Here is a 23,708-nt window from a genome sequence, read left to right as displayed (position 1 = left end):
CACATCAGGCCGCGTCCGGGGTTGGCAAACCGGGAGCACGGGTTCCCGCTCCGAGGGTGAGATGACCCACAGGCTCAGGCGCTGTGGGTCGCCAGTGCCCGACCCCAGGCCCGCGCTCGGTCGAGCTCGCCGTCGGCCAGTGGACCGTGGGAGTCCTCGACGAAGAACGAGGTGGAGTCGACGACCTCGCCGAGGTGGTGCCTCACGACCGAACGACCGGCTGCGTGGGCTGCCGAACCGGGCAGCCTCCTGACCGCCTTCACGCGGGTGTCGAAGGTCGCGACGGTCGGCCCAGCCCCGGCCAGGGTCAGCGTGGCGAGCCACTCGCGGACCCCGCGGGCGTCGTGCCCGGGCTCAGCACCCTGGCCGAGCGCGTCACGCCGCGTCGACGCACGGCTCATCGAGAACGCGTGCGTCGGCGCGCCCACCACCAGCAGGTCGACATCGGCGGCGAGCCGGTCCGGGGCGTCGGTCACGTCGACGACCGCCACCCGCTCCGCGCGGCCCGTGCCGGTCGAGTCCGCGATTCCCTCCGCGATCCCGTCCGCGACCGCCTCCGCGACGGCGCGGGTGTTGCCGAAGTGCGACTCGTGCACGACCAAGGTCTTCATGGTGGCCTCCTGGTCACCATCCTGTCGCCGGAGCGCCTGTCGGCGGCAGGGGCGAACGTCGGCCGACCCCCGGGCCCTAGGTCCCGGCCTTGCCGGCGTCCGCGTACGACCGCACCACCGCGACGTCGAGCGGGAAGTCGATCGCCAGCTCGCGGAAGAGGAGCCGACCGGCGGAGGCGGCCGCTGCGGTCACCGCCTCCGTCACCGCGTCGGCGACGCGGGCGGGCGCGTGGACGACGACCTCGTCGTGGAGGAAGAAGACCAGGTGGGGGCGCGCCTCGAGCGGCCCGTCGCCCGCCAGGCGCCACAGCCGGTTGCGCAGGTCGGCGATCCAGCACAGCGCCCACTCCGCACCGGTGCCCTGGACGACGAAGTTGCGGGTGAACCGGCCGTGGGCGCGTCGTCGGCGGTCCCGGTCCGCCAGGTCGGCGGGTGGTGCGTCGGGTGACTCGTCCCACGCGGTGCCCAGGGGCGGGCACCCGCGACCGAGGAGCGTACGGACCGCCTGGCCCCGCTCGCCGGCGCGTGCCGCCGCCTCGACGAGCCCGAACGCCTGCGGGTAGCGGCGGGTCAGGTCGGCCACCATGCGCCCGCTCTCGCCGCTCGTCGCGCCGTACATCGCACCGAGCAGGCCGAGCTTGGCGTGCTGGCGACTCGCGACCGCGCCGGCGTCGACCATCCCCTGGTAGAGGTCGGCGCCGCGGGCGGCCCGGGCCAGCTCGCGGTCGCCGCTCATGCCTGCCAGCACCCGTGGCTCGAGCTGTGCGACATCGGCGACGACCAGCACCCAGCCGTCGTCGGCCACGGCGGCGGGTCGCACCTGGGCGGGGAAGGACAGGGCTCCGCCGCCGTTGGAGGACCAGCGGCCGGTGATCGACCCCGCGGGCTGGTAGGACGGCCGGAACCGGCCGTCCCGGACCCACTCGTCGATCCACGCCCAGCCGTTGGTGTGGAAGAGGTGGGCCAGCTTCTTGTAGCGCAGCAGCGGCTCGACCGCGGGGTGGTCGAGGCGCCGCAGCGTCGACGCGCGCGTGTCGGTCGCCTCGAGGCCCGCGCGCCGCAGGGCAGCGAGGAGGTCGGGTCGCGAGTCCGGGTTGAGGCCGGGCGCGCCGAGGAGGCGGCGTACGTCGTCGGCGCAGGCCGCGAGGAGTCGCGGAGGCGCGCCGCGGGGCGGGCGCGGACCGAGCTGGTCGACGAGCAGGGCCTCGTGCACGTCGACGCTCCACGGGACTCCTGCGTGCGTCATCTCGGCCGCCGCGAGTGCTCCCGCGGACTCGGCGGCGAGGAGCAGGCGCAGCCGGGCGGCCTCCGGAGATGCCGCCACCGCCGCGAGCTGGCGGGCGTCCTCGACGTCGGCACGCAGGTGGTCGGCGGCGTCCCCGGCGCCGAACAGGACCGGCTCCGAGGCCACGACGGGTCGCAGGGCGTCCCACAGCCGGGTCTCCTCGCCGCCGAGCAGTCCCGGGTCGACGGCGGGCGCCCGCGCGAGCAACCGCCGGCACAGCCGCAGGTCGTGGCACCGCTCGACCCGTACGCCCGCCGCGAGGAGCGAGGGATACCAGCGTGCGGTGTCGTCCCACACCCACCGTGGCGAGCTCGTCTCGCGCTCGCGGACCAGCGGTGGCAGGTCGCCGAGCGCGATCTCGCGTGCCTCGTCGTCGTCGGAGACCAGCACACGATCGCCCGGCAGGCGGGACAGCCGGATGCGAGCCATGGGGATACCCTCTCCCACGGCACCGACGGGCGCCCGCGTCGCCGCGGTCACGCCAGGTCCAGCACCTCCGAGACCGTCCGACGCGGGGTGGGGGCCAGGGAGGTGCCGGCGGTGGAGCGCCAGCCGACCCGCACGAGAAGGAGTGGGTGGGCCAGGCTGCCGAGGACCTCGACCTGGAACGCGCGGCGGGTCTCGGCCACCTCGATGACCTGGCTGAGCGGGACGAGGGACAGCCCGCCCTCCTCGGCGGCGAGCCACATGGCACTCAGCCCCTCGCCGGCGCGGAGCCAGGCCGGAGGGTCGTCGCGCGTGTCGAAGAAGACGATCAGCCCGTCGGTGGCCTCCACCTCCGGTCCCGGGTGGTCCTCCCAGACGGTCCCCTCGAAGCGGTGCGGGTGCGCGCCGGCCCGGTCCGACGGCGCGGGGAGGGCTCCCGCCGGCACTCCGTCGCCGGCTTGGCGCTGCGGCCAGCGCTCCTGCTCGGCGCGGGCGGCCGGGTCCTCGCGCTGGTGCTCCGCGGCGCGTCGGACGAGGCGCTCGGCGATGTAGCGCTCGGACTCGTCGGTGAGGGCGACGGCGCGCGCGTCCCACTGGTTCGCGATCCGCGCCAGGTGTGCCTGCCGCTCCTCCGGGACGGGCCACGTGTTGAAGCGACGCCGGTCCGTGCGCCTGGTGGCGATCGCGGCCAGGGTCTCGCTGGCTGTGGGCGAGGGCGTGCCCGGGGAGAGCTCGAGGGCGGCGAGGAGGTCGGGCTGGGCGGCGTCGGGGTGGCGTACGACGCCTGTCGACCAGCCGAGCGCCGCGGCCGCGACCTGCGCGTGGTGGAGCGCAGCCCCGCAGCTGATCGTCAGGTTCCGGCCGAGCGGGTCGGTCTCCGAGAGCTGGTGGGTCCGGTCGGCGAACAGCTCGAGGGTGCGAGGACCGCCCCGCCATCGCCACGGCTGGGTGTTGTGCACGCTCGGTGCGCGCGAGGCCGTCTCGACGATGCGCTGGAGCGTCTCGACGGGGACGAGGCGGGTGGCGGTCATGGCCGGCTCCTCTTCGGGTGCGGTTCCTGGTCCGAGACTGCGCCGTCGCGGAGCCCCGGGGCAGTGCCGTAGGTCCCGGCCGCCGGGGCCGTCGGTCTCTGCCGTGACACTGCCACCGGCTCCTAGCGTCGTCGCATGACGACCTTGGACGAGTGGCACGCGCGGGACGACCGGGACCGGCACCTCGACGCGGCGACGCCGCGGACACCGGGCCACGCGGAGGAGCTCGACGAGCTGGTGGACCTCAGCGACGAGCTGCGGCCGGAGGGGCAGGAGGCCGACGACAGGCCCGGGCCCGACGGGCTCCCCGCGTGGCGGCAGGGCTACCCGTACGACACCAAGCTGAGCCGTCGCGAGTACGAGCGGACCAAGCGGCTCCTGCAGATCGAGCTGCTCAAGCTGCAGGCGCACGTCAGGGACACCGGCCAGAAGATCGCGATCCTCTTCGAGGGCCGCGACGCCGCAGGCAAGGGCGGTGCGATAAAGCGCTTCACCGAGCACCTCAACCCGCGCGGCGCGCGGGTGGTCGCCCTCAGCGTGCCGACCGAGCACGAGCAGTCCCAGTGGTACTTCCAGCGATACGTGGCACACCTGCCGAGCGCCGGGGAGATCGTGCTGTTCGACCGCTCCTGGTACAACCGCGCCGGCGTCGAGCGGGTGATGGGCTACTGCACGCCGCTGGAGTACCTCAACTTCATGCGCGAGACTCCCGACTTCGAGCGGATGCTCACCCATGCCGACATCCACCTGGTCAAGCTGTGGTTCTCGGTGTCGCGCGCGGAGCAGGCCGCCCGCTTCGCGGCACGGTCCTCCGACCCGGTGCGGCAGTGGAAGCTGTCCCCGACGGACCTCGCCAGCCTCGACAAGTGGGAGGCCTACACCGACGCCAAGGAGACGATGTTCTTCCACACCGACACCGGCGACGTGCCGTGGACGGTGATCAAGTCCAACGACAAGAAGCGGGCACGCCTCGAGGCGATGCGCGTGCTGCTCTCCCAGCTCGACTACCCGCAGAAGGACCACGAGCTCGTCGGCGTGCCCGACCCGCTCCTGGTCGGACCTGCGGCCCGCGTGCACGAGGACGACGAGGACCCCGCTCGCTTCTTCCCCCGGTCCGGGACCTGACCGTGTCCACCGCGCTGACCTTCCTCGGTGCCGTCGACACGGTGACGGGCAGTCGGTTCCTGCTGGAGTCCGGCGGACGTCGGCTGCTGGTCGACGCCGGGCTCTACCAGGGCCTCGCGGTCCACCGTCGCCGCAACTGGGAGCCGTTCCCCGTCGACCCGGCCGGCATCGACGACGTCGTGCTGACCCATGCGCACCTCGACCACACCGGCTACCTCCCACGCCTGGTCAAGGACGGCTTCCGCGGCCGCGTCACGTGCACCGAGGAGACCGCCGAGCTCGCCGCCATCGTGCTGAGGGACAGCGCGCACCTCCAGCAGGAGGACGCGAGGTACGCCAACCTCGCCGGGTTCTCCCGGCACAGCCCGGCGCTGCCGCTGTACGACGACCGCGACGTCGAGCGGGCGCTCGGCCTCATCCGTCCGGTGGGGTTCGAGCAACCGGTCGCGCTGTCGTCGGAGTTCACCGCCACGCTGCGGCCCGCGGGGCACATCCTCGGTTCCGCGACGGTCACGATCGAGGCCGGCGACCACCGGGTGGCCTTCAGCGGCGACCTCGGCCGGGCCCACCCCCTCCTCCGGCCACCGCTCGCCCCGCCCGAGGTCGACACGCTGGTGGTCGAGTCGACGTACGGCGACCGCCGACACCCACCGCCGGACCCCGGGATCCTCGCCGACGCGGTCCGCCGTACCGTCGAGCGCGGCGGCAGCGTGCTCATCCCCGCGTTCGCCGTGGACCGCACCGAGCTGGTGCTGCTGGAGCTCCGGCGGCTCGTCGACCAGGGGGACATCCCCGACGTGCCGGTCTTCGTCGACAGCCCGATGGCCCTCGCGGCGCTCGACTGCTACCGACGCGCGCCGCAGCGGGGCGGTCCCCAGCTCCGTGCGGAGGCCGGCGAGCTCGTCCGCCAGTTCGACGACCATCGCGTGCACGCCGTGCACGACGTCGAGGGATCGATGCGCCTCAACCGGCCGCGCACGCCCAGCATCGTGATCTCCGCCTCCGGCATGGCGTCCGGTGGGCGCGTCGTGCACCACCTCGCCCACCAGCTGCCGGACCGGCGCAACTGCGTCGTCCTGACCGGCTTCCAGGCGGACGGCACCCGCGGCCGCCAGCTCGCGGAGGGCGCGCGGCAGGTGAAGATCCACGGCCGGTACGTCCCGGTGCGCGCCGAGGTGGTCGTCGTGCCCGACTTCTCGGTGCACTCCGACGCCCGGGAGACCCTCGAGTGGCTCGCGCGCGCGCCGCGACCGCCCCGCACGGTGTACGTCGTGCACGGCGAGGCCAGGTCGGCCGCGAGCCTGGCCCGGTCGATCTCCGACGAGCTCGGCTGGACGGCCGTGGTCCCGTCCTACGGCGAGCGCGTGCTGGTGGACTGATGTCCTCGCCGCATGCGGTGTCGGTCTGGGTGGTGGTCGCCGGGCGGGGGACGACGGACCTACCCGTGGGGCGCCGACCTCCTCGTCACCGTGCCGGGCTTCTCGGACCTGCTCGGCAACCGCCTCGACCTGTACGACCGGGTGGTGTGGTTCGACGACGTGGTCCACCTGGGCAACACGGCCGCCCTCAGCGCAGGCGTGCTGCTCCTCAGCGGCGCTGCCGCGGCACCACTGTGGCTGCGGCTCGGGGTCGCGGTCGCAGCCGGGCTGACGCTGTCGCTGGCGTGGGAGCTGTGGGAGCTCGTCGCCTTCGTGACCCGCTCGGCGGAGTCGAGCACGGCGTACGCCGACACCCTCGGAGACCTCGCGCTGGGCTGGCTCGGCGCCGTCCTCGCCGCAGGACTCGTGCGGGCGCCGGAGGGGACCTCCGGCCCTGCCGCCCACCTCCCTCGACGGGAGACCGTGGAGACATGAGGACCATCTCTGCAGGGAGCATCGTCGTGGGTGTCACCGGACGCGGTCGCGAGGCGCCGGCCCTGCGCTTCGCCGTCGACGTCGCACGACGAGAAGGTGCCCGGGTCGCCCTGGTGCACGTCACGCGGAACCCGCTGCCGAGCGTCCCGGCAGCGCTGGTGGACCGGGTCGAGGCGGCTGAGGTGGCCGAGAGGATCCTCGCGGACGTCGCCGAGGAGGCCGAGGAGCTCGCCCGCGGCGACGTCGCGGTCGACACCTTCTCGCGCAGGGGCGTGCCGGCCGAGGTGCTGGTCGGGCTCAGCGGTGCCGCCCGCCTCGTCGTGGTGCAGCACCGCACGTCCGGCGCCCTCGAACGCCTCGTCGTCGGATCGACCAGCCACGGCGCCGCTGCCCACAGCGCCTGCCCCGTGGTGTCGGTCCCGGGCGACTGGCGACCGGACCCGCGGGCGGCCGAGGTGGTCGTCGGCGTCCACGAGGGCGGTGTGCCGCGCCAGGTGCTCGAGGCAGGTTTCGCGTGGGCCGCCGCCACCGGGTCGCTCCTGCGTGTCGTCCACGCGTGGCGCCTCGACGCCGCCTACGACGACATCATCAGCAACCGGGTGGCTGCCGAGTGGCGTGCCGAGCAGAAGGAGCGCCTCGTCGCGACAGTGGCCGAGGTCCGTGGCGCGTGGCCCGAGGTCGAGGTGGAGGTCGAGGTACGGCACCAGTGGCCGGCAGACGTGCTGGTCGACGACTCCCGCAACGCCTCGCTCGTCGTCATCGGTCGACGCGGCGTCCACGGATGGGTCCCGGAGCACCTGGGCTCCCTCGCCCGCACGGTCATGAGGGCGGCGCGGTGCCCGGTGATGGTCGTGCCGGTGGTGGAACGCTCCGGCGAACCGAGGGACTGGGCCCTCGTGGCCGACGAGGTCTCCCCCCAGACCTGACTGCGGTCCGGTCACGCCCGGGGCGGGTCGACCGCCGCGAGCAGGCCGAGCGCCTGGTGGCTGGTGGTCCCGGGGGTCGCGGTGTGGACGAGCAGCACGTGCGACTGGAACGGGTCCTGGACGACCTGGCAGCTCAGCTCGAGCAGGCCGAGCGACGGGTGCACGTAGCGCTTGACCTCGCGGGGCCGGATGCCCACCTCGTGCACGGCCCACCAGTGGCGGAACTCCTCGCTGCGCGCGAGCAGGAGGTCGGCGAGGTGCGCCGCGCGCGAACCCGGGCCCCGCATCGCGAGGACGCCGCGCAGCCCCGAGGCGTACATGCGGGAGTGGAGCTCGTGGTCCTCCGCGGGATGCAGGTCCCGCGCGGCAGGGTCGGTGAACCAGCGATAGCCGATGCTGCGCGCCGGTCCGCCGAAGCGCGTGTTGTCGCCGACCAGCGCCACGCTCAACGGGTTCTGCAGCAGCGACTCGCCGAGCTCGGTGACGATCTCCGCCGGGGTGTCGGTCAGCCGGTCGAAGATGCGCAGCATCCCGGGCGCCACGTGGTCACCGCTGGCCTCACGGAGGGGCGGGTGGTGGCCGGCGAGGCGGAACAGGTGGTCGCGCTCGTCGAGGGAGAGGTGCAGGCCCTGCGCGATCGCGGCGACCATCTGCTCCGACGGCTGGGGACCGCGCTCACGCTCGAGCCGGGAGTAGAAGTCCGTCGACATGTGGCTCAGCGCCGCGACCTCCTCGCGGCGCAGGCCCGGCGTACGTCGTCGGGCGCCGCGTGGCAACCCCACGTCCTCGGGCCGGAGGGCCTCCCGGCGGCGGCGCAGGAAGTCCGCGAGACCGGCGCGATCGATCATGCGCCCATCCTGACCGCTCCGCCGGCGCGTATCCACGGATCGCCAGGCCGTGGCTGCGCCTCGCGTCCCCCGGCACGCTGGCGGCACGTCCCCGACCACCGCGTCCGCAGGAGCCACCACGTGCGACCCCGGCAGTACGACCTCACCCTCCCCGACCTGACCGGCCGGCGCGCCGTCGTCACCGGCGCCAGCGACGGGATGGGGCTCGGCATGGCCGCCTCGCTCGCCGCTGCGGGCGCCGAGGTGCTGATGCCGGTCCGCAGCCGCGCGAAGGGCGAGGCCGCCGTCGCCACGATCCGCGCGACCGTCCCGGACGCCCGCCTCGGCCTGCGCGACCTCGACCTGTCCTCCCTCGCGTCGGTCGCCGAGCTGGCCGGGCAGCTCGGGGACGAGGGGGTCCCGATCGACCTGCTCGTCAACAACGCGGGCGTGATGACGCCGCCCGAGCGGCAGGCGACCGCCGACGGCCACGAGCTGCAGCTCGGCACCAACCACCTCGGCCACTTCGCGCTGACCGGTCGGCTCCTTCCGCTGCTGCGCGCCGGACGCGGCCGGGTCACCTCGCAGTCCAGCGTCGCGGCCCGCCGCGGCACCATCAACTGGCACGACCTGGACTGGGAGCGCTCGTACGACGGGATGGCGGCCTACCGGCAGTCCAAGATCGCCTGCGGCCTCTTCGGGCTCGAGCTCAGCCGGCGCAGCGCCGCGGAGGGCTGGGGCGTCACGAGCAACGTGTCACACCCCGGCGTCGCGCCGACCAGCCTGCTCGCGGCGCGACCCGAGCTCGGACGGCCGCGGGACACCGTCGGTGTCAGGGTGATCCGCTGGCTCTCGGCGCACGGCGTCGTCGCCGGGACGGTCGACAGCGCGAAGCTCCCCGCGCTCCTGGCCGTCACCACGGGGGAGGACGGAGGGTTCTACGGCCCGCAGTGGCCCGGCAACGCCGGGGGCCCGCCCGGCAGGCAGGACCTCTGGGCCCCGCTCCGCCGTGACGCCGACGCCGCCCGGCTCTGGGAGGTCTCCGAGGAGCTGACCGGGGTGAGGTTCGGCTGACGGTCAGGGTGCGACCGGGATGATGGGCCGCGTGCTGCACCGCCACCCGTTCCTCAGCCTGCTCACGCTCCTCTACCTGGGGTTCGTCGGACTCGTCACCCTCACCCCGGCCGAGGACCAGCCCGACTACGCCAGCCTGGCGGGGCGTCTCCTGGCCCGCCTCCAGCGCTACCCCGACCTCGACCCGCTCACCAGTCGCCTGAGCATCGAGCGGATCGAGTTCCTCGCCAACATCGGCCTGTTCGTCCCGCTGGGGGTGTTCCTGCTGCTCCTCGTGGGTACGCGGCACTGGTTCGCGGCGCTGGCGGCCGGCATCGTCCTGACGTCGATGATCGAGGCCGTGCAGCGTGAGATCCCGGGCCGGGTCTCCGACCCCCGCGACGTGGCCGCCAACTCGATCGGGATGTTCGTCGGTGTCGCTCTGGCTGTGGTCCTGACGCTGCCCGCGGCCCTGCGCCGGCGACAGGAGTGATCCGCGCGAGGACGCGCAGCGGCTCAGTGCACCGCGTCGGCGAAGACCTCGCTCTCGTCGACGATCGGCTCGAAGGAGGACGCGTCGGCGTCCTCGTCGAAGTCCAGGAGCGATGCCTCGTCCCCGTCGCCCGGCGTGACGTTCGCGACCGCGACGACACCCATCAGGGGGGAGAGGTAGGCGTACCACTCCACCAGCTGGTCGACCGTCCAGGGGCCGAGGTCCTCGACCCCGGCCGCGACGAGTGAGCCCAGCACGGCTCCGACACCGGCGAGCACCGTGTAGATGGTCTTGCGGACGCGGGGGTGCAGGCGACGGAGGAGCTCCGTGGCGACGGTGATCGGGTTCATGGTTCCTGCCTTTCGGGGAGGGCCTCGATCGCGCCCTGGATGCCGCGGGCAGCGAGTGTGAGCTGCTCCTCGAGCGGGCCGAGGTCGGGGGAGAGGACGACGGGCGCCGGCGTCGCCGGCAGCGGCACGGTCACGGTGATGACGATCGTGCCCTGCTGGTCTGCCGTCCCGCCCGTCGCCGTGGTGGTGACGGTGGGAGCGGCCACGGCCGACGGCTGGGTCGCCGACGTGGCGGTGGTGCCCCCCAGGGCCGAGGTCGTCGCGGCCGTCGTCGGTGCGTGGTCCACGACCGGCGCCGTCGTCACGACGACAGGTGGCGACGTCTTGCCGCGCGCGGGCTTCGCCGGCCGGCCAGCGGGCCGCAGTCGGAGCGCCGACAGCGGGAGGTCGGGGTGCAGGGCGTTCACGTCCACCCGACCCAGTCCGGGCACGCCCTTCACTGGACCGAGCCGGCCGTTGGAGTGCTGCCAGATGGCGGCTCGGACCCACGGTCGCGGGATGACGGGGGCCCGGAAGTCGTCGCTGTAGCGCGCCACCCACAGCAGGCAGCCGAACCCCTTGGTGAGGTTGAAGGGCGTGTAGATGACCGGCCTGCCGGTGAGCTTCCTGCGACGCAGCTCCTGGTTGACCGTACGCACCCAGGTCCCGGTCCACTCGGTGAGCTGGGGGAGCGTGAGGTCGCCGATGTCCTCCAGGTCGAGCATCGGCACCATGTCGCCGGCGCGCAGGTCGATGTGGGCCAGGAAGAAGCGAGCCTCCGCGACGGCGTCGCGGCCCTCGGGACGGGCGAAGTGGTAGGCGCCCACCGGCAGGCCCGCTGCGCGTGCCTGGCGTACGCGCTTGCGGTGCAGCCGGTCCTTGAACGTCGATCCCTCCGTCGCCTTGACGTACACCCAGCGCACGCCTGCCGCCCTGGCGGCCTTGAAGTCGAGACGCCCGGACTGGTGGTGACTGATGTCGACGCCGTCGAGGGTCCGGCGAGGGGGGAATGCGCTCCCCAACGGCCGCACCGAGTCCTTGCGTCGGTCGTCCCCGGCGCCCGGCACGGGCACGTCCACGGGCTCGGGCGGGTAGCGAAACACCGGGATGGGACTCGGCCGCGGGAAGTCGTCGACCCGCCTGCCACGCAACCCGTCGAGTCCGGCGCGGTAGGCGACGACCTGCGCCGCTGCGCTCGGGTCCAGCCGCGGGTGGCCGATGAGGATGGCGTGGATGTGGGGACCCCACGAGCCGGGCCGCTCCGCGCGGTACCACGCGGCGAACCCGACCTCGCGCAGCACCCGGACCTTGCGGCGCCAGTCCCAGTCGAGCAGGTCGACGACCCCGCCGCCGTCGTGCGTGGGGCCGGAGGCCTTCACCCGGCCGTTGTTGTAGGAGCCCTGGACGACGGTGAGCCGGTAGTCGAGCCGGCGCTCCACCTCCTCCAGCGCGGCCCGGGTCATCCAGTCGACGACCTTGGGGTTCCGGTCGCCGAACTCGGTGAGGGCGAAGGGCTTGTCGGGCGGGCCCGCGAACGGTCGTCCGACCGCCGGGGTGACCGCACCGACCACGGTGGCGCCGGGTGTGGCGTGCTGGGCCGCGAACGAGGCGACCGCCTGCTTCTTCCTGCGCTGCTGCTCGGCAGCGGCCTTCTTCGCAGCGGCCTTCTTGGCGGCGGCCTTCTTCGCGGCCTTCTTGCCGGCTTTGGACCTGTCACCCGTGGCCGAGCTCCCGTCGGGTGCGATCACCACCGTGGCCGCGGTGGTGGTGGGCACCTGCTGCACGGACGTAGTGAGGGCGAGCGTGGCCTGCCGCGCGTGGTGGTCGCTGTTGCGCTGCTGCGGAGGCCGGCCCTCGCGACCGCGGAAGGTCGTCCGGGCGCGCTCGGCCCACGTGGCGGTGAGGCCGTCGACGAACCAGAGGAGGTCGATGGAGGCGGTGTCGGTGGCGAAGGACACCCGGCGGCCGCCGCCCAGCGCCTCGAGCCGGGTGCGGAAGGCCCGCAGCTGTCGGTTGTAGTCGCCGCCGGCGACCACCGGGGCGCCCGTCGCGACCAGGCGTTCGATGAGCGTGTCGTGCGTACCCATCGCGTCGTGCCACTCGGTCTGACGCAGAGCCGCGTTGTCCTTGGGCGGCCTGTGGAACGCGCCCGAGACCAGGTGGAGGTTGATGGCGTGCAGGTCGACGCCGAGCTCGCGGTGGCGCAGGTGGAGGTGGACGAGGTGCCGACGCTCGTGCAGGCCGGCCACGCCGGGGTGGATCCGTACGGCCTCCTCGTCGAGGACCTCGAAGGCCTCCGTACGGACGGCGATCGCCGCGCGGTTGTCCTTCGGCCCGTAGAACACGTGCCAGTCCGTGGCGGGGAACTCGTCGAGCACGACGCGGCGGTAGCGCTGGTCGATCTCCTGCAGCAGGACCAGGTCACCGTCCCTCGCGTTCGCCCGGAGGTCCTCGCGTGCCTGGGCAAGGGTGATGGCCGTACGGGGGAACGACTGCACGTTGGCCGTCAGGACGCGGAACGTCCTGACGGCGGAGGCCTTCGCCGTCGTCCCGGCCCGGGAGGAGCGGGTCGTCGGCACGGGCGGAGCGGGCATCCCCGGCGGCGCGGCTCCGTTGGACGTCAGCACGTCGACCTTCTCCGCCATGGCTCACCCCCGGGCTCCGCAGCCGGCGACCGGCCTGGCCCCGGTGGAGCCCCATCACACGACGGTCCACCTCCCGGGCCGTTTGGTAAAGGGACGTCTAGACATGCGTCCGCCGAGACCCTCGAAAATGACGAGATCCGGACCTGCTGCTGCAGGTCCGGATCTCGTCCCGACGTCCCATGACATCGGTTCTGTGTCCGAGGGGGGACTTGAACCCCCACGCCCTAATACGGGCACTAGCACCTCAAGCTAGCGCGTCTGCCAATTCCGCCACCCGGACGAGTGCTGGAGAAGAGTAGCAAGGCACTTCGCCGCCGACGAATCGGGGCTGCTGCTTGCTCGTGGGGCAGGATGGACGGCATGGAACAGGTGCCCACTGACCCCTCGGCAGCCAACCCGCAGGACCGTTCGTACGACCCCGCTGCGGAGGTCGTCCAGCTCTGCCAGGACCTCATCGGCATCGACACCTCCAACTACGGCACGGACGACGGGCCGGGGGAGCGCAAGGCTGCCGAGCACGTCGCCGCGCTGCTCGACGAGGTCGGGATCGAGAGCGAGATCATCGAGGGTCGGCCCGGCCGGGCCAACGTCGTCGCGCGCTGGGGCGGCGGCGACGGCCGCGCTCCGCTGCTGGTGCACGGGCACCTCGACGTCGTACCCGCCGAGGCGTCCGACTGGCAGGTCGACCCGTTCAGCGGCGAGATCAGGGACGGCCAGGTCTGGGGTCGCGGCGCGGTCGACATGAAGGACTTCGACGCGATGCTGCTCAGCGTCGTACGCGCCCGCGCGGCCGCGCAGGCCGCACCCGACCGCGAGCTCGTGCTCTGCTTCACCGCCGACGAGGAGGCGGGCGGCCACCACGGAGCCGGCATCCTCGTCGACCAGCACGCCGACCTGTTCGCCGACTGCACCGAGGCGGTGGGCGAGGTCGGCGGGTTCTCCGCCACCGTGCGGGGTCGCCGCGTCTACCTCATCGAGGCCGCCGAGAAGGGCATGGCCTGGATGCGGCTGACCGCCCGCGGCCGGGCCGGGCACGGCTCGATGATCAACTACGACAACGCCGTCACCCGTCTCGCCGGCGCGGTCGCGCGCATCGGCGCCCACCAGTGGCCCGTACGGCTGACGCCGACCATGGAGGTGCTGCTCGCCACGATCGGTGAGCTCGCCGGCACCGAGGCCACTCCCGACAACGCCGAGGCGCTGGTCGAGGAGTTCGGCGACGCCGCCCGCATGCTCGGTGCGGTCATCCGCAACACCGCCAACCCGACGATGCTCCGGGCCGGCTACAAGACCAACGTCATCCCGACCGACGCCCAGGCCACCGTCGACGGCCGCTTCCTGCCCGGCTACGAGGACGAGTTCTTCGCGACCCTGCGCGAGCTCGCCGGCGACGGCATCGACGTCGAGTTCGAGTCCAAGCAGGACCCGTGGGAGACGCCGTACGACGGCCACCTGGTCACCGCGATGACGCGCAGCCTGCTCGCGGAGGACCCCGACGCGGTGGTCGCGCCCTACCTGATGAGCGGTGGCACCGACGCGAAGCACTTCCGCAGGCTCGGGATGCGGTCGTACGGGTTCGCGCCGCTGCGACTGCCCGCGGACCTCGACTTCACCGCCCTGTTCCACGGCGTCGACGAGCGCGTGCCCGTCGACGCGCTCGCGTTCGGTGCCCGCGTCTTCGACAGGTTCCTCGACCGGGCCTGAGCAGGGCGGCGGTGGCAGCGAGCGCCGAGCACCCCGTCGGAAGGTGTTGCGCACGTCACGCGCGGACACCGGTGAGGGAATGGCCGCGGCTGTGGCATGGTTACCGGCACGAAGAGCTTGCGTGCTCTGGGGGCGGTGGAACTCCGCACCGGCGGTCACAGTCCGCGACCCGTCCACAGCCAGTGGCCGGTTGACCAGGTGGAACTCCTGGACCGACGGTCACAGTCCGGATGAGAAGTGCACGCTGACGGCTCGCGCGCCACCGCTCGCGGCGGCGCGCTCCCGTCGCCGCCCCCCTGAGTCCAGACACCGGACCGGAGGCGGAGATGACGACCAGCGAGGCCGAGCGCCGCGCCATGCGGCGCGCCCTGGCGCTCGCCACCACGCCCGGCGTGCCGCTCGGCCCGAACCCGCGGGTCGGCTGCGTGCTGCTCGCGCCGGACGGCACGACGGTCGCGGAGGGCTTCCACCGTGGGGCAGGTACGCCGCACGCCGAGGCGGCCGCCCTCGCCGAGGCCGGCGAGGCTGCTCGCGGCGCCACCGCCGTCGTCACCCTCGAGCCGTGCAACCACACCGGTCGCACCGGGCCGTGCAGCGAGGCGCTGATCGCGGCCGGAGTCGTACGCGTCGTCTTCGCCCAGCCCGACGCCAACCCGGTCGCCGTCGGCGGCGCGGGCCGGCTGCGCGCCGCCGGGATCGAGGTCGTCGGCGGGGAGATGATCGAGGCGGCGCAGGCGATCAACCGGGCGTGGACCTTCGCCATCGCGCGGCGACGGCCCTTCGTGACCTGGAAGTTCGCCACCACCCTCGACGGCCGTAGTGCGGCCGCCGACGGCACCAGCCGGTGGGTCTCCAGCCGTGCTGCCCGTCTCGACACCCACCGTCTCCGCGCGCTGTGCGACACCATGCTGGTCGGCACCAACACGGTCGAGGTCGACGACCCCGAGCTCACCGTCCGCGACGAGCTCGACGAGCCGGTCGCGATGCAGCCGCTCCGCGCGGTCATGGGCCTGCGCGACCTCGCGGCAGACCGACGGGTCCTCAACGACCGTGCGGAGACCCTGCTCCTGCGCACGCGCGACCCCGAGGAGGCCCTCGCCGAGCTCTTCGCCCGGGACCGCCAGCACGTGTTCCTGGAGGGCGGTCCCACGCTCGCCGCCGCCTTCCTCGCCGCCGGGGTGGTCGACGAGGTCGTCACCTACGTCGCACCCGTGCTGCTGGGCGCCGGACGCGCGGCCGTCGGCGACCTCGGCATCGGCACCGTCGCCGACGCCCTCCACCTGCACGTCTCCGACGTCGCGGTGCTGCAGGGCCACGACGGCGAGGACACCAACGTGCGCCTGACCATGAGGCCCCACCTGCGCCCCCACCTGAGGAGGAAGTGATGTTCACCGGGATCGTCGAGGAGCTCGGCACGATCGCCGAGGTCACCGACCAGGGCGACGCCATCCGGCTCACCGTCGCCGCCGGCACCGTGCTCGACGGCACCGTGCTGGGCGACTCCATCTCCGTCAACGGCTGCTGCCTCACGGTCGCCGAGATCGGCGAGGGCCGCTGGACCGCGGACCTGATGCAGGAGACGCTCGACAAGACGTCGCTGCGCGGGGTGGCGCCGGGCGACCGGGTCAACCTCGAGCGGGCCGTCACTGTCGACAAGCGGCTCGGCGGCCACATCGTGCAGGGCCACGTGGACGGCGTCGGCGAGGTGATCTCGCGCTCACCCAGCGAGCACTGGGACGTCGTCGAGATCTCCCTCCCCGGGCACCTCGCGCGCTACCTCGTCGACAAGGGCTCGATCACCGTCGACGGCGTGAGCCTCACCGTCGTCGAGGCCCGCGAGAACAGCTTCACCGTCAGCCTCATCCCCGAGACCCTCGCCCGCACCACGCTCGGCAGCCGCCGGGTGGGCGACCTGGTCAACCTCGAGGCCGACGTCATCGCCAAGCACGTCGAGAAGCTGCTCGGCGCCTACGCGCCCGCACCGTCGGCCGCCACCACCACGAACGACGAGGAAGAATGATGGCCCTGCTCGACTGGCTCCTCCACGGCACCATCCCGGTGCCCGGCGGCGCCCTCGGTGCCCGCGAGGTGATCGGGAACCTCTTCGGCCTCGCCAGCGCGATCCTCGGGATGAAGCGCTTCGTCTGGGCGTGGCCGGTCGGTCTCGTCGGCAACCTGCTGCTCTTCACGGTCTTCGCGACCGGTGAGTTCTCCGGTGCGGTCGAGGAGCCGCTGTGGGGCCAGGCCGGGCGCCAGGTGTTCTTCGCGGCCGTCTCCGTGTACGGCTGGTGGCGCTGGTCGCAGGCGCGCAACGCCGGTGGTGCGTCCGACGGGGGCGCGATCGCGCCCCGCTGGGCGACCTCGTCCGAGCGCGTGCAGCTCGTCGTCCTCGGCATCGTCGGCTACGCCGCGGCGTACGCCCTGCTGCTGCGGATCGGCTCCTGGGGGCCGAGCACCGAGGCGTGGATCCTCGCCGGTTCCATGCTCGCGACCTACGGCATGGCCCGCGGCTGGGTGGAGTTCTGGCTGGTCTGGGTCCTCGTCGACGTCGTCGGGGTGACCACGCTCGTCAACGCCGGCTTCTACCCGACCGCGGGCATGTACCTCTTCTACGCGGTCTTCGTCGTCATCGGCTTCGTCATCTGGTGGCGCGACAGCACGACGGTCGTCGAGGTCACCGACGAGCCCGACCAGCCCGACCACAAGGAGACGATTACCGTATGAGTGTGCGACTGGACCCCGTCGAGCAGGCGATCGAGGACATCGCCGCCGGCAAGGCGGTCATCGTCGTCGACGACGAGGACCGCGAGAACGAGGGCGACATCATCTTCGCCGCAGCGAAGGCGACGCCCGAGCTGATGGCCTTCACCATCCGTCACTCGAGCGGCGTCATCTGCGTGCCGATGCCGGGCGACATGCTCGAGCGGCTCGAGATCCCGCTGATGACCCCGCACAACAAGGACCGCCTCCGCACGGCGTACACGATCTCGGTCGACGCCCGCGACGGCGTCTCCACGGGCATCAGCGCCGCCGACCGCGCCCACACGGCGCGCACCCTCGCCGACTCCGCCACCGAGCCGTGGGAGCTCACCCGCCCCGGGCACGTCTTTCCCCTGCGCTACCGCGAGGGCGGCGTCCTCGTGCGGCGCGGCCACACCGAGGCGGCCGTCGACCTGGCCCGGCTCGCCGGCTTGACCCCGGCCGGGGTGCTCGTCGAGGTGGTCAACGACGACGGCTCGATGAAGCGCGCGCCCGAGCTGCGGGAGTTCGCCGACGAGCACGGGCTCGCGATGATCTCCATCGAGGACCTGGTCCGGTACCGCCGCCGCCACGAGCGGCACGTCGAGCGGGTCGCGGAGACCTTGCTACCGACGCGCCACGGGCAGTTCACGGCGTACGGCTACCGGATCACCATCGACGACAGCGAGCACGTCGCGCTCGCCCACGGGGACGTCGCGGGAGCGATCGCGGCCGGGGAGTCGGTCCTGACCCGCGTGCACAGCGAGTGCCTGACCGGCGACGTCTTCGGCAGCGAGCGCTGCGACTGCGGACCCCAGCTCGACGAGGCCCTGCGCGCCATCGTCGAGGAGGGCAGGGGAGTGGTGGTCTACCTCCGCGGCCACGAGGGGCGGGGGATCGGCCTGGTCGCCAAGCTGCAGGCCTACCAGCTCCAGGACGGCGGTCGCGACACGGTGGACGCCAACCTCGACCTCGGCCTGCCGGCCGACGCGCGGCACTACGGCACCGCCACCCAGGTCCTGCGCGACCTCGGCATCGGGTCCGTCCGGCTCATGACCAACAACCCCGACAAGGTCGCCAGCCTCGAGGACTTCGGCATCAGGGTCACCGAGCGGGTCCCGATCACCCCCCACCCCACGGACCACAACCTGACCTACCTGCGGACCAAGCGCGACCGGATGGGCCACGAGCTGCCCGACCTCGCCGTCGACCACCAGGACGAGCACGACCCCAGCCTCCAAGGAGACCTGACATGAGCGAGCGTAGCGAGCGAATCATCCAGGACAGCGCGCCATGAGCGGCGCCGGAGCCCCCACCGCCGAGCCCTACGACGCCAGCGGCCTCAAGGTCGCCGTCGTCGCCGCCACCTGGCACACGCAGGTGATGGACGGCCTCGTCGCCGGCGCCGAGCGGGCGCTCGCGGCGTACGGCATCACCGAGCCGGAGGTCATCCGGGTCCCCGGCACCTTCGAGCTGCCGGTGGTCGCCGCCGCCCTCGCCCGGGACGGGTACGACGCGGTGGTCGCGCTGGGCGTGGTGATCCGGGGCGGGACCCCGCACTTCGACTACGTCTGCTCCGCCGCGACCGACGGCCTGACGCAGGTCAGCGTCGACCACGCGATGCCGGTCGGCTTCGGCGTGCTGACCTGCGACACCGAGGAGCAGGCGCTCGACCGTGCCGGGCTGGAGGGATCGGCCGAGGACAAGGGCTGGGAGGCCACCTTCGCTGCGCTCGACACTGCGCGCGTGGTGCAGGTCATCCGCGGCTGAGCGCATGCGGACGGGGTCCGTCGCCCGCCACGGCGCCAACTAGGCTGCTGCCCGTGAAGACGTTCGAGGAGCTGTGGGCCGAGCTGTCCACCAAGGCCGAGGAGCGCCCCGAGGGCTCGGGCACCGTCGCCCAGCTCGACGCCGGGGTCCATGCCATCGGCAAGAAGCTGCTGGAGGAGGCCGCCGAGTCCTGGATGGCCGCCGAGCACGAGGGCAAGGACGCGACCGCGCTGGAGATCAGCCAGCTGCTCTACCACGCCCAGGTGCTGATGCTCGCCTCCGGCCTGACCCTCGACGACGTCTACGCCCACCTGTGAGACACAGCTGGGAGAACCAGGTGACCTTCGCATGACCCTCCGCATCGCCGTCCCCAACAAGGGGGCGCTGTCCCAGGCCGCCACCGACATCCTGCGGGAGTCGGGCTACCGCCAGCGCAGCGACTCCAAGGAGCTCGCACTCGTCGACACCGAGAACGACGTCGAGTTCTTCTACCTGCGCCCGCGCGACATCGCGCTCTACGTCGGCGAGGGCACCCTCGACGTCGGCATCACGGGTCGCGACCTCCTCCTCGACTCCGGCGCCAAGGCCGCCGAGGTGATGAACCTCGGCTTCGGCCGCTCGCGCTTCCACTTCGCCGGCCCCGCCGGTCGCTACTCGTCGTTGGAGGACCTCCACGGCCTGCGGATCGCCACGTCGTACGTCGGGGTGGTCGAGGACTACCTGTTCCGCCACGGCATCGAGGCCACCGTCACGCGCCTGGACGGAGCGGTCGAGACCAGCATCCAGCTCGGCGTCGCCGACGTCATCGCCGACGTGGTCGAGACCGGCTCGACGCTGCGGGCCGCCGGCCTGGCGACCTTCGGTGAGGTCATCCTCGACTCCCACGCGGTGCTGATCACCCGCGGTGGGGAGGTCCCCGACGACTTCGAGATCTTCCGCCGCCGCGTCGAGGGCGTCCTCGTGGCCCGCAGCTACGTGATGATGGACTACGACATCGAGGAGTCCAACCTCGATCGTGCGACCGAGCTGGCGCCCGGGCGCGAGGGTCCCACCATCTCGCCCCTCGGCAAGGCCGGCTGGGTGGCCGTACGGGTCATGGTGCCGCGTGCGGGCTCGCAGCGCCTGATGGACGACCTCTACTCGATCGGTGCCCGCGCGATCCTGCTCACGGACATCCATGCCTGCCGCCTCTGACCCCGCTCCCACGGGCGGTCTCCCGTCCCTGCCGCGCACCTGGCGGCCGATGGGGGTGCGCATCGCCGTGATCGGGTTCGGGCTGATGCTGTTCGTGGTGTGCGCGGCGGCCTGGTTCGGCTTCGACGAGTCGGTCCGCGACCGCTTCAACATCCTGCAGCGGATCACGCTCCTGGTGATGGGCGCCGGGTTCGCCGTCATCGGCTGGGCGCTCGGCCGCGCGCGGGTCACCGCCACCACCGGCGGGCTGGTCGTGGTCAACGGCTTCAAGACCCGGCACCTCGAGTGGGAGCAGGTCCTCGGCATCCACCTGCCCGAGGGTGCACCGTGGGCGACCCTCGACCTCGCCGACGGCACCACCATCTCGGCGATGGCGCTCCAGGGCTCGGACGGGCGGGTCGCCCGCGACGGCGTACGCCAGCTGCGCGCGCTGATCGACCGCGGGCCGTCGCCGGGTCGCTGAGGTCGTCACCCTCCCGACAGTGGTCAGAGCGCGTGGATGCCCCACGACGCCGACAGCTCGTCGCCGGTCGTCCCGGCGGGGGCGAGGGACACGAGGTCGGTGCCGGAGTTGAACGCGTCGGCCGGCGCCGTCATCGGCTCAACGGCCAGCGCGGGGCGCGGGCCGTCCGACGGAGCCGTGTAGAGCTGCAACCAGCGGTGCCGCTCGTCGACCCACAGCGCGACGCCTGCCCCATTCGAGGGGTCCACGAGGGTCACGGTGGCCCGCCCGTCGACGCGGTCCAGCGAGCCGAAGCCGTCGTCGAGGACCAGGTCGCCGATCCGCCGCGGGGTCCTGAAGTCGTACGCACCCGAGACCGGCTCCGTGCCGGTCGGGATCTGACGGTCGTCGACCAGCACCCGCTCGTGCGCGGGAAGGGTGAGCTCGAGGTCCTCGACCGCGTACCCGACGCAGAGGTACGGATGCGCGCCGCTGGCGTAGGGCGCGGGCTCCGGCGAGAGGTTGGTGGCGGTCTGGGTGACGACGAGGCCGTCGGCCGACAGGTCGTAGAGCACGTGCAGGTCGAGCGCCCACGGGTACCCGGTCTGCGCCATCAGGCGGTAGACGAGCGACACCGACGTGCCGGTGTGCTCCTCGAGCGTCCACGCAGCCCAGCGCGCCAACCCGTGGGAGGCGTTGCCACGACTCGGGTCGGTGAGGCCGAGCTGGAGCTCGCGGCCGCCGAAGGTGTAGCGGCCGTCGCGGATCCGGTTCGGCCACGGCATCAGCAGCTGGCCGCGGCCGCCGCCGGACATCTCGGTCTCGCCGAACCCGTGGACGAGGTCGCGCCCGTGGTGGCGCAGGGTGCGCAGGGCGGCCCCGCTCTCGGTGACCACCGCGACGTAGCCCGCCGCCGAGATCTCGAACTGCTCGCCGCTCGGCAACACCATGACGGCCACCCTAGACAGCGGCACTGCCCTCAGTCGGTGGTGACGACCAGGTCGGCGCGGGCGCGGGTCCCGTGGGCCTCGAACAGCGCGTCCTCGTCGATCCGCCACTGCTCCCACTGGGGTCGCATCGCCTCCCCGTCACGCTCGATCCCACGAGCCAGGCGCAGCGCGGAGCCTGCCTCGACCCAGACGAGCAGGCCGACCAGGTCGGCGATCCCGGGCGACCACGAGCCGACGCCCTCGACCACCAGCAGCCCACCCGGCCGTACGGCGCGCGTCTCCGCCCAGTCGTCGGCGAGCCAGTCCCAGCGGCGCCAGTGACCGGTCTCGCCGGCCGCGAGGGGTCGCAGCAGCGCCTCGACGGAGTCGGCCAGGCCGGGCAGGCCCGCCCACCCCCGGAGCAGCTCGTCGCAGTGCACGACCTGCGTGCCGGGTACGACGCCCGCGATCGCCGCGGCCAGCGTGGTCTTGCCCGACCCGGCGGGCCCGTCGACGCAGACCAGCCGCCCGGACCCCAGGGTCGGCGGGGCCGCCTGCACGCGGTGCGCCACCTCCCGGGCCAGCTCGGCCGGGTCGGCCGCCATCAGAAGGCCAGGTCGTGGCCGCGGTAGGACGGCACCACCTCGACGACCGCCTCGCCGCGGACCAGGTGCACGTCGCGCACGTGCTCGAACAGCTCGCCGGACTTCGCGTGGCGGAACCACACCAGGTCGCCGATCCCGAGCAGGGCGGCCGGGTGACCGGTCAGCGGTGTCTGCACCTCACCGGCGCCCTCGAGCCCCGTCAGGTGGAGGCCGGGCGGCGCCCAGGGCACGGGGGAGCGGTCCGCCCCGGTCGCGCCGCTGGCGATGAGCCCGCCACCGTGCACCACCGCGATGGTCGGCTGGGGCTTGCGGGTGACCCGCAGCCCGAAGAAGGCCGCCGGTCGCGGCTCGAACGACGCGTAGTGGTCGAAGATGCCCGGCACCAGCAGGCCGGAGCCGGCGGCGATCTCGGTGACCGCACCGTCCGCCGCCGTCGCCTCGACCGAACCGGAGCCGCCGCCGTTCCAGAACTCGAGGTCGACGATCGGGGCCAGGGCCTCGGCGATCTCGCGCCGGCGCACCTCGAGCTGCGCCATCGACGCCTGCTTGAGACGGCGTACGAGCAGGGACTTCGTGCGCTGGTCGGGCACGTCGTCCTGCACGCCCGCGACCTGGCCCTCGTAGGTCATCACCCCGACGAGCCGGAAGCCCTCGCGCCCGACCACCCGTCGGGCCATGGCGACGACGTCCGCGGTGTCGAAGAGTGGTGACCGCTTCGGGCCGATGTGCTGACCGCCGATCCGCAGCCCGGCGTCGATGTCGAGGGCGACCCGGATCGGGACGGCCAGGGAGGAGCGGGTGGCGTCGACGGCGTCGAGGTGGGCGGGATCGTCCACCATGATCGTGATCGCGGCGGCCGCGGAGGGGGAGGACGTCAGCCGGCGCAGCGCGGCTGCGTCGACCGTCGGGTACGCCACGACGATGTCGTCGCTGACACCGGCCTCGTGCAGCCAGAGCGCCTCAGCGAGGGTGTACGCCAGCACGCCGGCGAACCCGTCGTGCGCGAGTGCACGCCGGATCAGCGCCGGCACCCGAAGCGACTTGGAGGCGACCCGGATCGGCTTGCCGCCGGCCCGGCGGACCAGGTCGGCGGCGTTGGCGTCGAAGGCGTCCAGGTCGACCACGGCGATCGGGGTCGGGGGCGGCTCCGGGAGCGCCTCCAGTGCAGCGTCGAGCCTCGACCACAGGCGGTTGCGGTCGACGAAGTGATCGCTCACTCGATGCCCCGCTTGCGTAGGAATGCCTCGATGTCGGCCAGGTCGTCGTCGACCGGCGACCCGCCGCGCGTCCCGGGGCGCGTCGACGACGCCTCGGGCAGGCCCTGGGGCGACGCCGCCGACGTCGTGCCCGACATGCCCTTCCTGCCCGTCCTGCCAGCGGCCTGGCCGCGCGCGAGCTGGCGGTCGCGGATGAACCCGCTCACGAGGAAGAGCACGACCGCGAGGCCGGCGAGACCCACGCCGGTCCACGTGAGCACGTTGAAGACCAGGCTGGTGGCCCAGTCGGTGATCGAGCCGGCGATCTCGACGACCATCTCGAGCGTCCCGGTGAGCCACGCGGCGGCAGGCAGCAGGGTGAACCCCATCGCGCGCAGGCCGTTGGCGGCCCCGCGCCGGCGGAACGCGATCCACGTCCAGATGGCTCCCGCCACCGTCAGCGCTGCGGTCAGTGCGGCCCAGGTAGTCCCATCCACGGCCCCAGACTCCCACAGCGCTCCACAG

General features: G+C 73.3%; 25 protein-coding genes, 1 tRNA gene and 1 riboswitch. Of the genes, 15 read left to right on the top strand and 11 right to left on the bottom strand.

Annotation, left to right across the window (positions count from 1 at the left end; all coding sequences use genetic code 11):
• Positions 1–74: 74 nt before the first annotated feature.
• From EXE59_RS19435 to EXE59_RS19425, 3 genes are all read right to left on the bottom strand, one after another.
• Complete coding sequence (locus EXE59_RS19435) at positions 75–611, bottom strand: flavodoxin family protein (RefSeq protein WP_135840370.1); 537 nt, start codon at positions 609–611, stop codon at positions 75–77.
• 76 nt (positions 612–687) lie between these two features.
• Entirely contained in the window at positions 688–2,325 is a 1,638-nt protein-coding gene (locus tag EXE59_RS19430) for a bifunctional 3'-5' exonuclease/DNA polymerase (RefSeq protein ID WP_135840369.1), read from the bottom strand.
• A 47-nt stretch (positions 2,326–2,372) separates the two neighbouring features.
• Positions 2,373–3,353: an Acg family FMN-binding oxidoreductase gene (locus EXE59_RS19425; protein ID WP_135840368.1), complete on the bottom strand. Its 981-nt coding sequence runs from the start codon at positions 3,351–3,353 to the stop codon at positions 2,373–2,375.
• Between the two features lie 135 nt (positions 3,354–3,488).
• On the opposite strand from EXE59_RS19425, the gene ppk2 reads away from it, so the two are divergent.
• Genes ppk2 through EXE59_RS19410 form a run of 4 tightly spaced genes read left to right on the top strand, consistent with a single transcriptional unit; the run spans position 3,489 to position 7,257 of the window.
• Positions 3,489–4,478: a polyphosphate kinase 2 gene (gene ppk2 / locus EXE59_RS19420; protein WP_135840367.1), complete on the top strand. Its 990-nt coding sequence runs from the start codon at positions 3,489–3,491 to the stop codon at positions 4,476–4,478.
• Positions 4,479–4,480: 2 nt separating this feature from the next.
• Complete coding sequence (locus tag EXE59_RS19415) at positions 4,481–5,857, top strand: MBL fold metallo-hydrolase RNA specificity domain-containing protein (RefSeq protein ID WP_135840366.1); 1,377 nt, start codon at positions 4,481–4,483, stop codon at positions 5,855–5,857.
• 12 nt (positions 5,858–5,869) lie between these two features.
• Positions 5,870–6,331 carry a DUF2238 domain-containing protein gene (locus EXE59_RS23955; RefSeq protein WP_168218610.1) on the top strand — a complete coding sequence of 154 codons (462 nt, stop codon included), beginning with the start codon at positions 5,870–5,872 and terminating at the stop codon, positions 6,329–6,331.
• Entirely contained in the window at positions 6,328–7,257 is a 930-nt protein-coding gene (locus EXE59_RS19410; protein ID WP_168218609.1) for a universal stress protein, read from the top strand. Before EXE59_RS23955 ends, EXE59_RS19410 begins: the two co-directional genes overlap by 4 nt.
• Positions 7,258–7,268: 11 nt before the next feature.
• On the opposite strand, the gene EXE59_RS19405 is transcribed toward EXE59_RS19410, so the two are convergent.
• Positions 7,269–8,105 carry a helix-turn-helix transcriptional regulator gene (locus EXE59_RS19405; RefSeq protein WP_135840364.1) on the bottom strand — a complete coding sequence of 279 codons (837 nt, stop codon included), beginning with the start codon at positions 8,103–8,105 and terminating at the stop codon, positions 7,269–7,271.
• Positions 8,106–8,225: 120 nt separating this feature from the next.
• Here EXE59_RS19405 and EXE59_RS19400 point away from each other — a divergent pair, with 120 nt between their 5' ends.
• Together EXE59_RS19400 and EXE59_RS19395 are read left to right on the top strand one after the other, a co-directional pair.
• On the top strand, positions 8,226–9,158 hold the full coding sequence (locus EXE59_RS19400; protein WP_135840363.1) for an SDR family oxidoreductase: 933 nt from the start codon (positions 8,226–8,228) through the stop codon (positions 9,156–9,158).
• A gap of 31 nt (positions 9,159–9,189) precedes the next feature.
• Positions 9,190–9,630, top strand: a complete 441-nt coding sequence (locus tag EXE59_RS19395) for a VanZ family protein (protein WP_135840362.1) — start codon at positions 9,190–9,192, stop codon at positions 9,628–9,630.
• A 23-nt stretch (positions 9,631–9,653) separates the two neighbouring features.
• Here EXE59_RS19395 and EXE59_RS19390 read toward each other — a convergent pair whose 3' ends face one another.
• The 3 genes from EXE59_RS19390 to EXE59_RS19380 all read right to left on the bottom strand — a co-directional run bounded on the left by EXE59_RS19390 (position 9,654) and on the right by EXE59_RS19380 (position 12,884).
• Positions 9,654–9,980, bottom strand: coding sequence for a hypothetical protein (locus tag EXE59_RS19390; RefSeq protein WP_135840361.1), 327 nt, complete (start codon positions 9,978–9,980; stop codon positions 9,654–9,656).
• Complete coding sequence (locus tag EXE59_RS19385) at positions 9,977–12,604, bottom strand: glycoside hydrolase family 25 protein (RefSeq protein ID WP_135840360.1); 2,628 nt, start codon at positions 12,602–12,604, stop codon at positions 9,977–9,979. Before EXE59_RS19385 ends, EXE59_RS19390 begins: the two co-directional genes overlap by 4 nt.
• Positions 12,605–12,798: 194 nt before the next feature.
• Positions 12,799–12,884 (bottom strand) — tRNA-Leu (locus EXE59_RS19380).
• A gap of 80 nt (positions 12,885–12,964) precedes the next feature.
• Here EXE59_RS19380 and EXE59_RS19375 point away from each other — a divergent pair.
• The 9 genes from EXE59_RS19375 (at position 12,965) to EXE59_RS19335 (ending at position 20,474) form a co-directional block, all read left to right on the top strand.
• Positions 12,965–14,308 carry a M20/M25/M40 family metallo-hydrolase gene (locus tag EXE59_RS19375; RefSeq protein ID WP_135840359.1) on the top strand — a complete coding sequence of 448 codons (1,344 nt, stop codon included), beginning with the start codon at positions 12,965–12,967 and terminating at the stop codon, positions 14,306–14,308.
• Positions 14,309–14,425: 117 nt separating this feature from the next.
• Positions 14,426–14,555, top strand: a riboswitch (FMN riboswitch).
• Positions 14,556–14,634: 79 nt separating this feature from the next.
• Positions 14,635–15,693: a bifunctional diaminohydroxyphosphoribosylaminopyrimidine deaminase/5-amino-6-(5-phosphoribosylamino)uracil reductase RibD gene (ribD, locus tag EXE59_RS19370; protein ID WP_246056919.1), complete on the top strand. Its 1,059-nt coding sequence runs from the start codon at positions 14,635–14,637 to the stop codon at positions 15,691–15,693.
• Complete coding sequence (locus tag EXE59_RS19365) at positions 15,693–16,328, top strand: riboflavin synthase (RefSeq protein ID WP_135840358.1); 636 nt, start codon at positions 15,693–15,695, stop codon at positions 16,326–16,328. The genes ribD and EXE59_RS19365 overlap by 1 nt, the downstream gene beginning before the upstream one ends.
• Positions 16,325–17,032: a nicotinamide mononucleotide transporter family protein gene (locus EXE59_RS19360; RefSeq protein WP_210429073.1), complete on the top strand. Its 708-nt coding sequence runs from the start codon at positions 16,325–16,327 to the stop codon at positions 17,030–17,032. The genes EXE59_RS19365 and EXE59_RS19360 overlap by 4 nt, the downstream gene beginning before the upstream one ends.
• Entirely contained in the window at positions 17,029–18,303 is a 1,275-nt protein-coding gene (locus EXE59_RS19355) for a bifunctional 3,4-dihydroxy-2-butanone-4-phosphate synthase/GTP cyclohydrolase II (RefSeq protein ID WP_135840356.1), read from the top strand. The genes EXE59_RS19360 and EXE59_RS19355 overlap by 4 nt, the downstream gene beginning before the upstream one ends.
• Positions 18,304–18,340: 37 nt before the next feature.
• Complete coding sequence (gene ribH, locus EXE59_RS19350) at positions 18,341–18,817, top strand: 6,7-dimethyl-8-ribityllumazine synthase (RefSeq protein ID WP_135840355.1); 477 nt, start codon at positions 18,341–18,343, stop codon at positions 18,815–18,817.
• A gap of 53 nt (positions 18,818–18,870) precedes the next feature.
• Positions 18,871–19,134, top strand: coding sequence for a phosphoribosyl-ATP diphosphatase (locus EXE59_RS19345; RefSeq protein ID WP_129454324.1), 264 nt, complete (start codon positions 18,871–18,873; stop codon positions 19,132–19,134).
• Between the two features lie 31 nt (positions 19,135–19,165).
• Positions 19,166–20,011 (top strand): ATP phosphoribosyltransferase, encoded by an 846-nt coding sequence (gene hisG / locus EXE59_RS19340; RefSeq protein ID WP_135840354.1) that lies wholly within the window; start codon positions 19,166–19,168, stop codon positions 20,009–20,011.
• Positions 19,995–20,474: a PH domain-containing protein gene (locus EXE59_RS19335; protein ID WP_135840353.1), complete on the top strand. Its 480-nt coding sequence runs from the start codon at positions 19,995–19,997 to the stop codon at positions 20,472–20,474. Before hisG ends, EXE59_RS19335 begins: the two co-directional genes overlap by 17 nt.
• 23 nt (positions 20,475–20,497) lie before the next feature.
• On the opposite strand, the gene EXE59_RS19330 is transcribed toward EXE59_RS19335, so the two are convergent.
• The 4 genes from EXE59_RS19330 to EXE59_RS19315 are packed head-to-tail and all read right to left on the bottom strand — an operon-like array spanning position 20,498 to position 23,680.
• Complete coding sequence (locus tag EXE59_RS19330; protein ID WP_135840352.1) at positions 20,498–21,403, bottom strand: aldose 1-epimerase family protein; 906 nt, start codon at positions 21,401–21,403, stop codon at positions 20,498–20,500.
• A gap of 29 nt (positions 21,404–21,432) precedes the next feature.
• Positions 21,433–21,987 carry a uridine kinase family protein gene (locus EXE59_RS19325; protein ID WP_135840351.1) on the bottom strand — a complete coding sequence of 185 codons (555 nt, stop codon included), beginning with the start codon at positions 21,985–21,987 and terminating at the stop codon, positions 21,433–21,435.
• A complete protein-coding gene (locus EXE59_RS19320) occupies positions 21,987–23,204 on the bottom strand; it encodes an amino acid deaminase/aldolase (RefSeq protein WP_135840350.1) in 1,218 nt (405 codons plus the stop codon). Before EXE59_RS19320 ends, EXE59_RS19325 begins: the two co-directional genes overlap by 1 nt.
• On the bottom strand, positions 23,201–23,680 hold the full coding sequence (locus tag EXE59_RS19315; protein ID WP_135840349.1) for a cellulose synthase: 480 nt from the start codon (positions 23,678–23,680) through the stop codon (positions 23,201–23,203). The genes EXE59_RS19320 and EXE59_RS19315 overlap by 4 nt, the downstream gene beginning before the upstream one ends.
• Positions 23,681–23,708 lie beyond the last annotated feature (28 nt).

Source organism: Nocardioides eburneiflavus, assembly GCF_004785795.1.
GTDB lineage: Bacteria > Actinomycetota > Actinomycetes > Propionibacteriales > Nocardioidaceae > Nocardioides > Nocardioides eburneiflavus.
The sequence above is the reverse complement of the archived record's forward strand: the minus strand, read 5'-3'. Positions and strand labels throughout refer to the sequence as shown.

Coding starts and splice junctions, on each gene's coding strand:
- EXE59_RS19355 (WP_135840356.1), top strand. CDS start 17,029: ATGAGTGTGCGACTGGACCCCGTCGAGCAGGCGATCGAGGACATCGCC.
- EXE59_RS19435 (WP_135840370.1), bottom strand. CDS start 611: ATGAAGACCTTGGTCGTGCACGAGTCGCACTTCGGCAACACCCGCGCC.
- EXE59_RS19330 (WP_135840352.1), bottom strand. CDS start 21,403: ATGGTGTTGCCGAGCGGCGAGCAGTTCGAGATCTCGGCGGCGGGCTAC.
- EXE59_RS19390 (WP_135840361.1), bottom strand. CDS start 9,980: ATGAACCCGATCACCGTCGCCACGGAGCTCCTCCGTCGCCTGCACCCC.
- EXE59_RS19430 (WP_135840369.1), bottom strand. CDS start 2,325: ATGGCTCGCATCCGGCTGTCCCGCCTGCCGGGCGATCGTGTGCTGGTC.
- ribD (WP_246056919.1), top strand. CDS start 14,635: ATGACGACCAGCGAGGCCGAGCGCCGCGCCATGCGGCGCGCCCTGGCG.
- EXE59_RS19385 (WP_135840360.1), bottom strand. CDS start 12,604: ATGGCGGAGAAGGTCGACGTGCTGACGTCCAACGGAGCCGCGCCGCCG.
- hisG (WP_135840354.1), top strand. CDS start 19,166: ATGACCCTCCGCATCGCCGTCCCCAACAAGGGGGCGCTGTCCCAGGCC.
- ribH (WP_135840355.1), top strand. CDS start 18,341: ATGAGCGGCGCCGGAGCCCCCACCGCCGAGCCCTACGACGCCAGCGGC.
- EXE59_RS19375 (WP_135840359.1), top strand. CDS start 12,965: ATGGAACAGGTGCCCACTGACCCCTCGGCAGCCAACCCGCAGGACCGT.
- EXE59_RS19335 (WP_135840353.1), top strand. CDS start 19,995: ATGCCTGCCGCCTCTGACCCCGCTCCCACGGGCGGTCTCCCGTCCCTG.
- EXE59_RS23955 (WP_168218610.1), top strand. CDS start 5,870: ATGCGGTGTCGGTCTGGGTGGTGGTCGCCGGGCGGGGGACGACGGACC.
- ppk2 (WP_135840367.1), top strand. CDS start 3,489: ATGACGACCTTGGACGAGTGGCACGCGCGGGACGACCGGGACCGGCAC.
- EXE59_RS19360 (WP_210429073.1), top strand. CDS start 16,325: ATGATGGCCCTGCTCGACTGGCTCCTCCACGGCACCATCCCGGTGCCC.
- EXE59_RS19325 (WP_135840351.1), bottom strand. CDS start 21,987: ATGGCGGCCGACCCGGCCGAGCTGGCCCGGGAGGTGGCGCACCGCGTG.
- EXE59_RS19365 (WP_135840358.1), top strand. CDS start 15,693: ATGTTCACCGGGATCGTCGAGGAGCTCGGCACGATCGCCGAGGTCACC.
- EXE59_RS19425 (WP_135840368.1), bottom strand. CDS start 3,353: ATGACCGCCACCCGCCTCGTCCCCGTCGAGACGCTCCAGCGCATCGTC.
- EXE59_RS19405 (WP_135840364.1), bottom strand. CDS start 8,105: ATGATCGATCGCGCCGGTCTCGCGGACTTCCTGCGCCGCCGCCGGGAG.
- EXE59_RS19410 (WP_168218609.1), top strand. CDS start 6,328: ATGAGGACCATCTCTGCAGGGAGCATCGTCGTGGGTGTCACCGGACGC.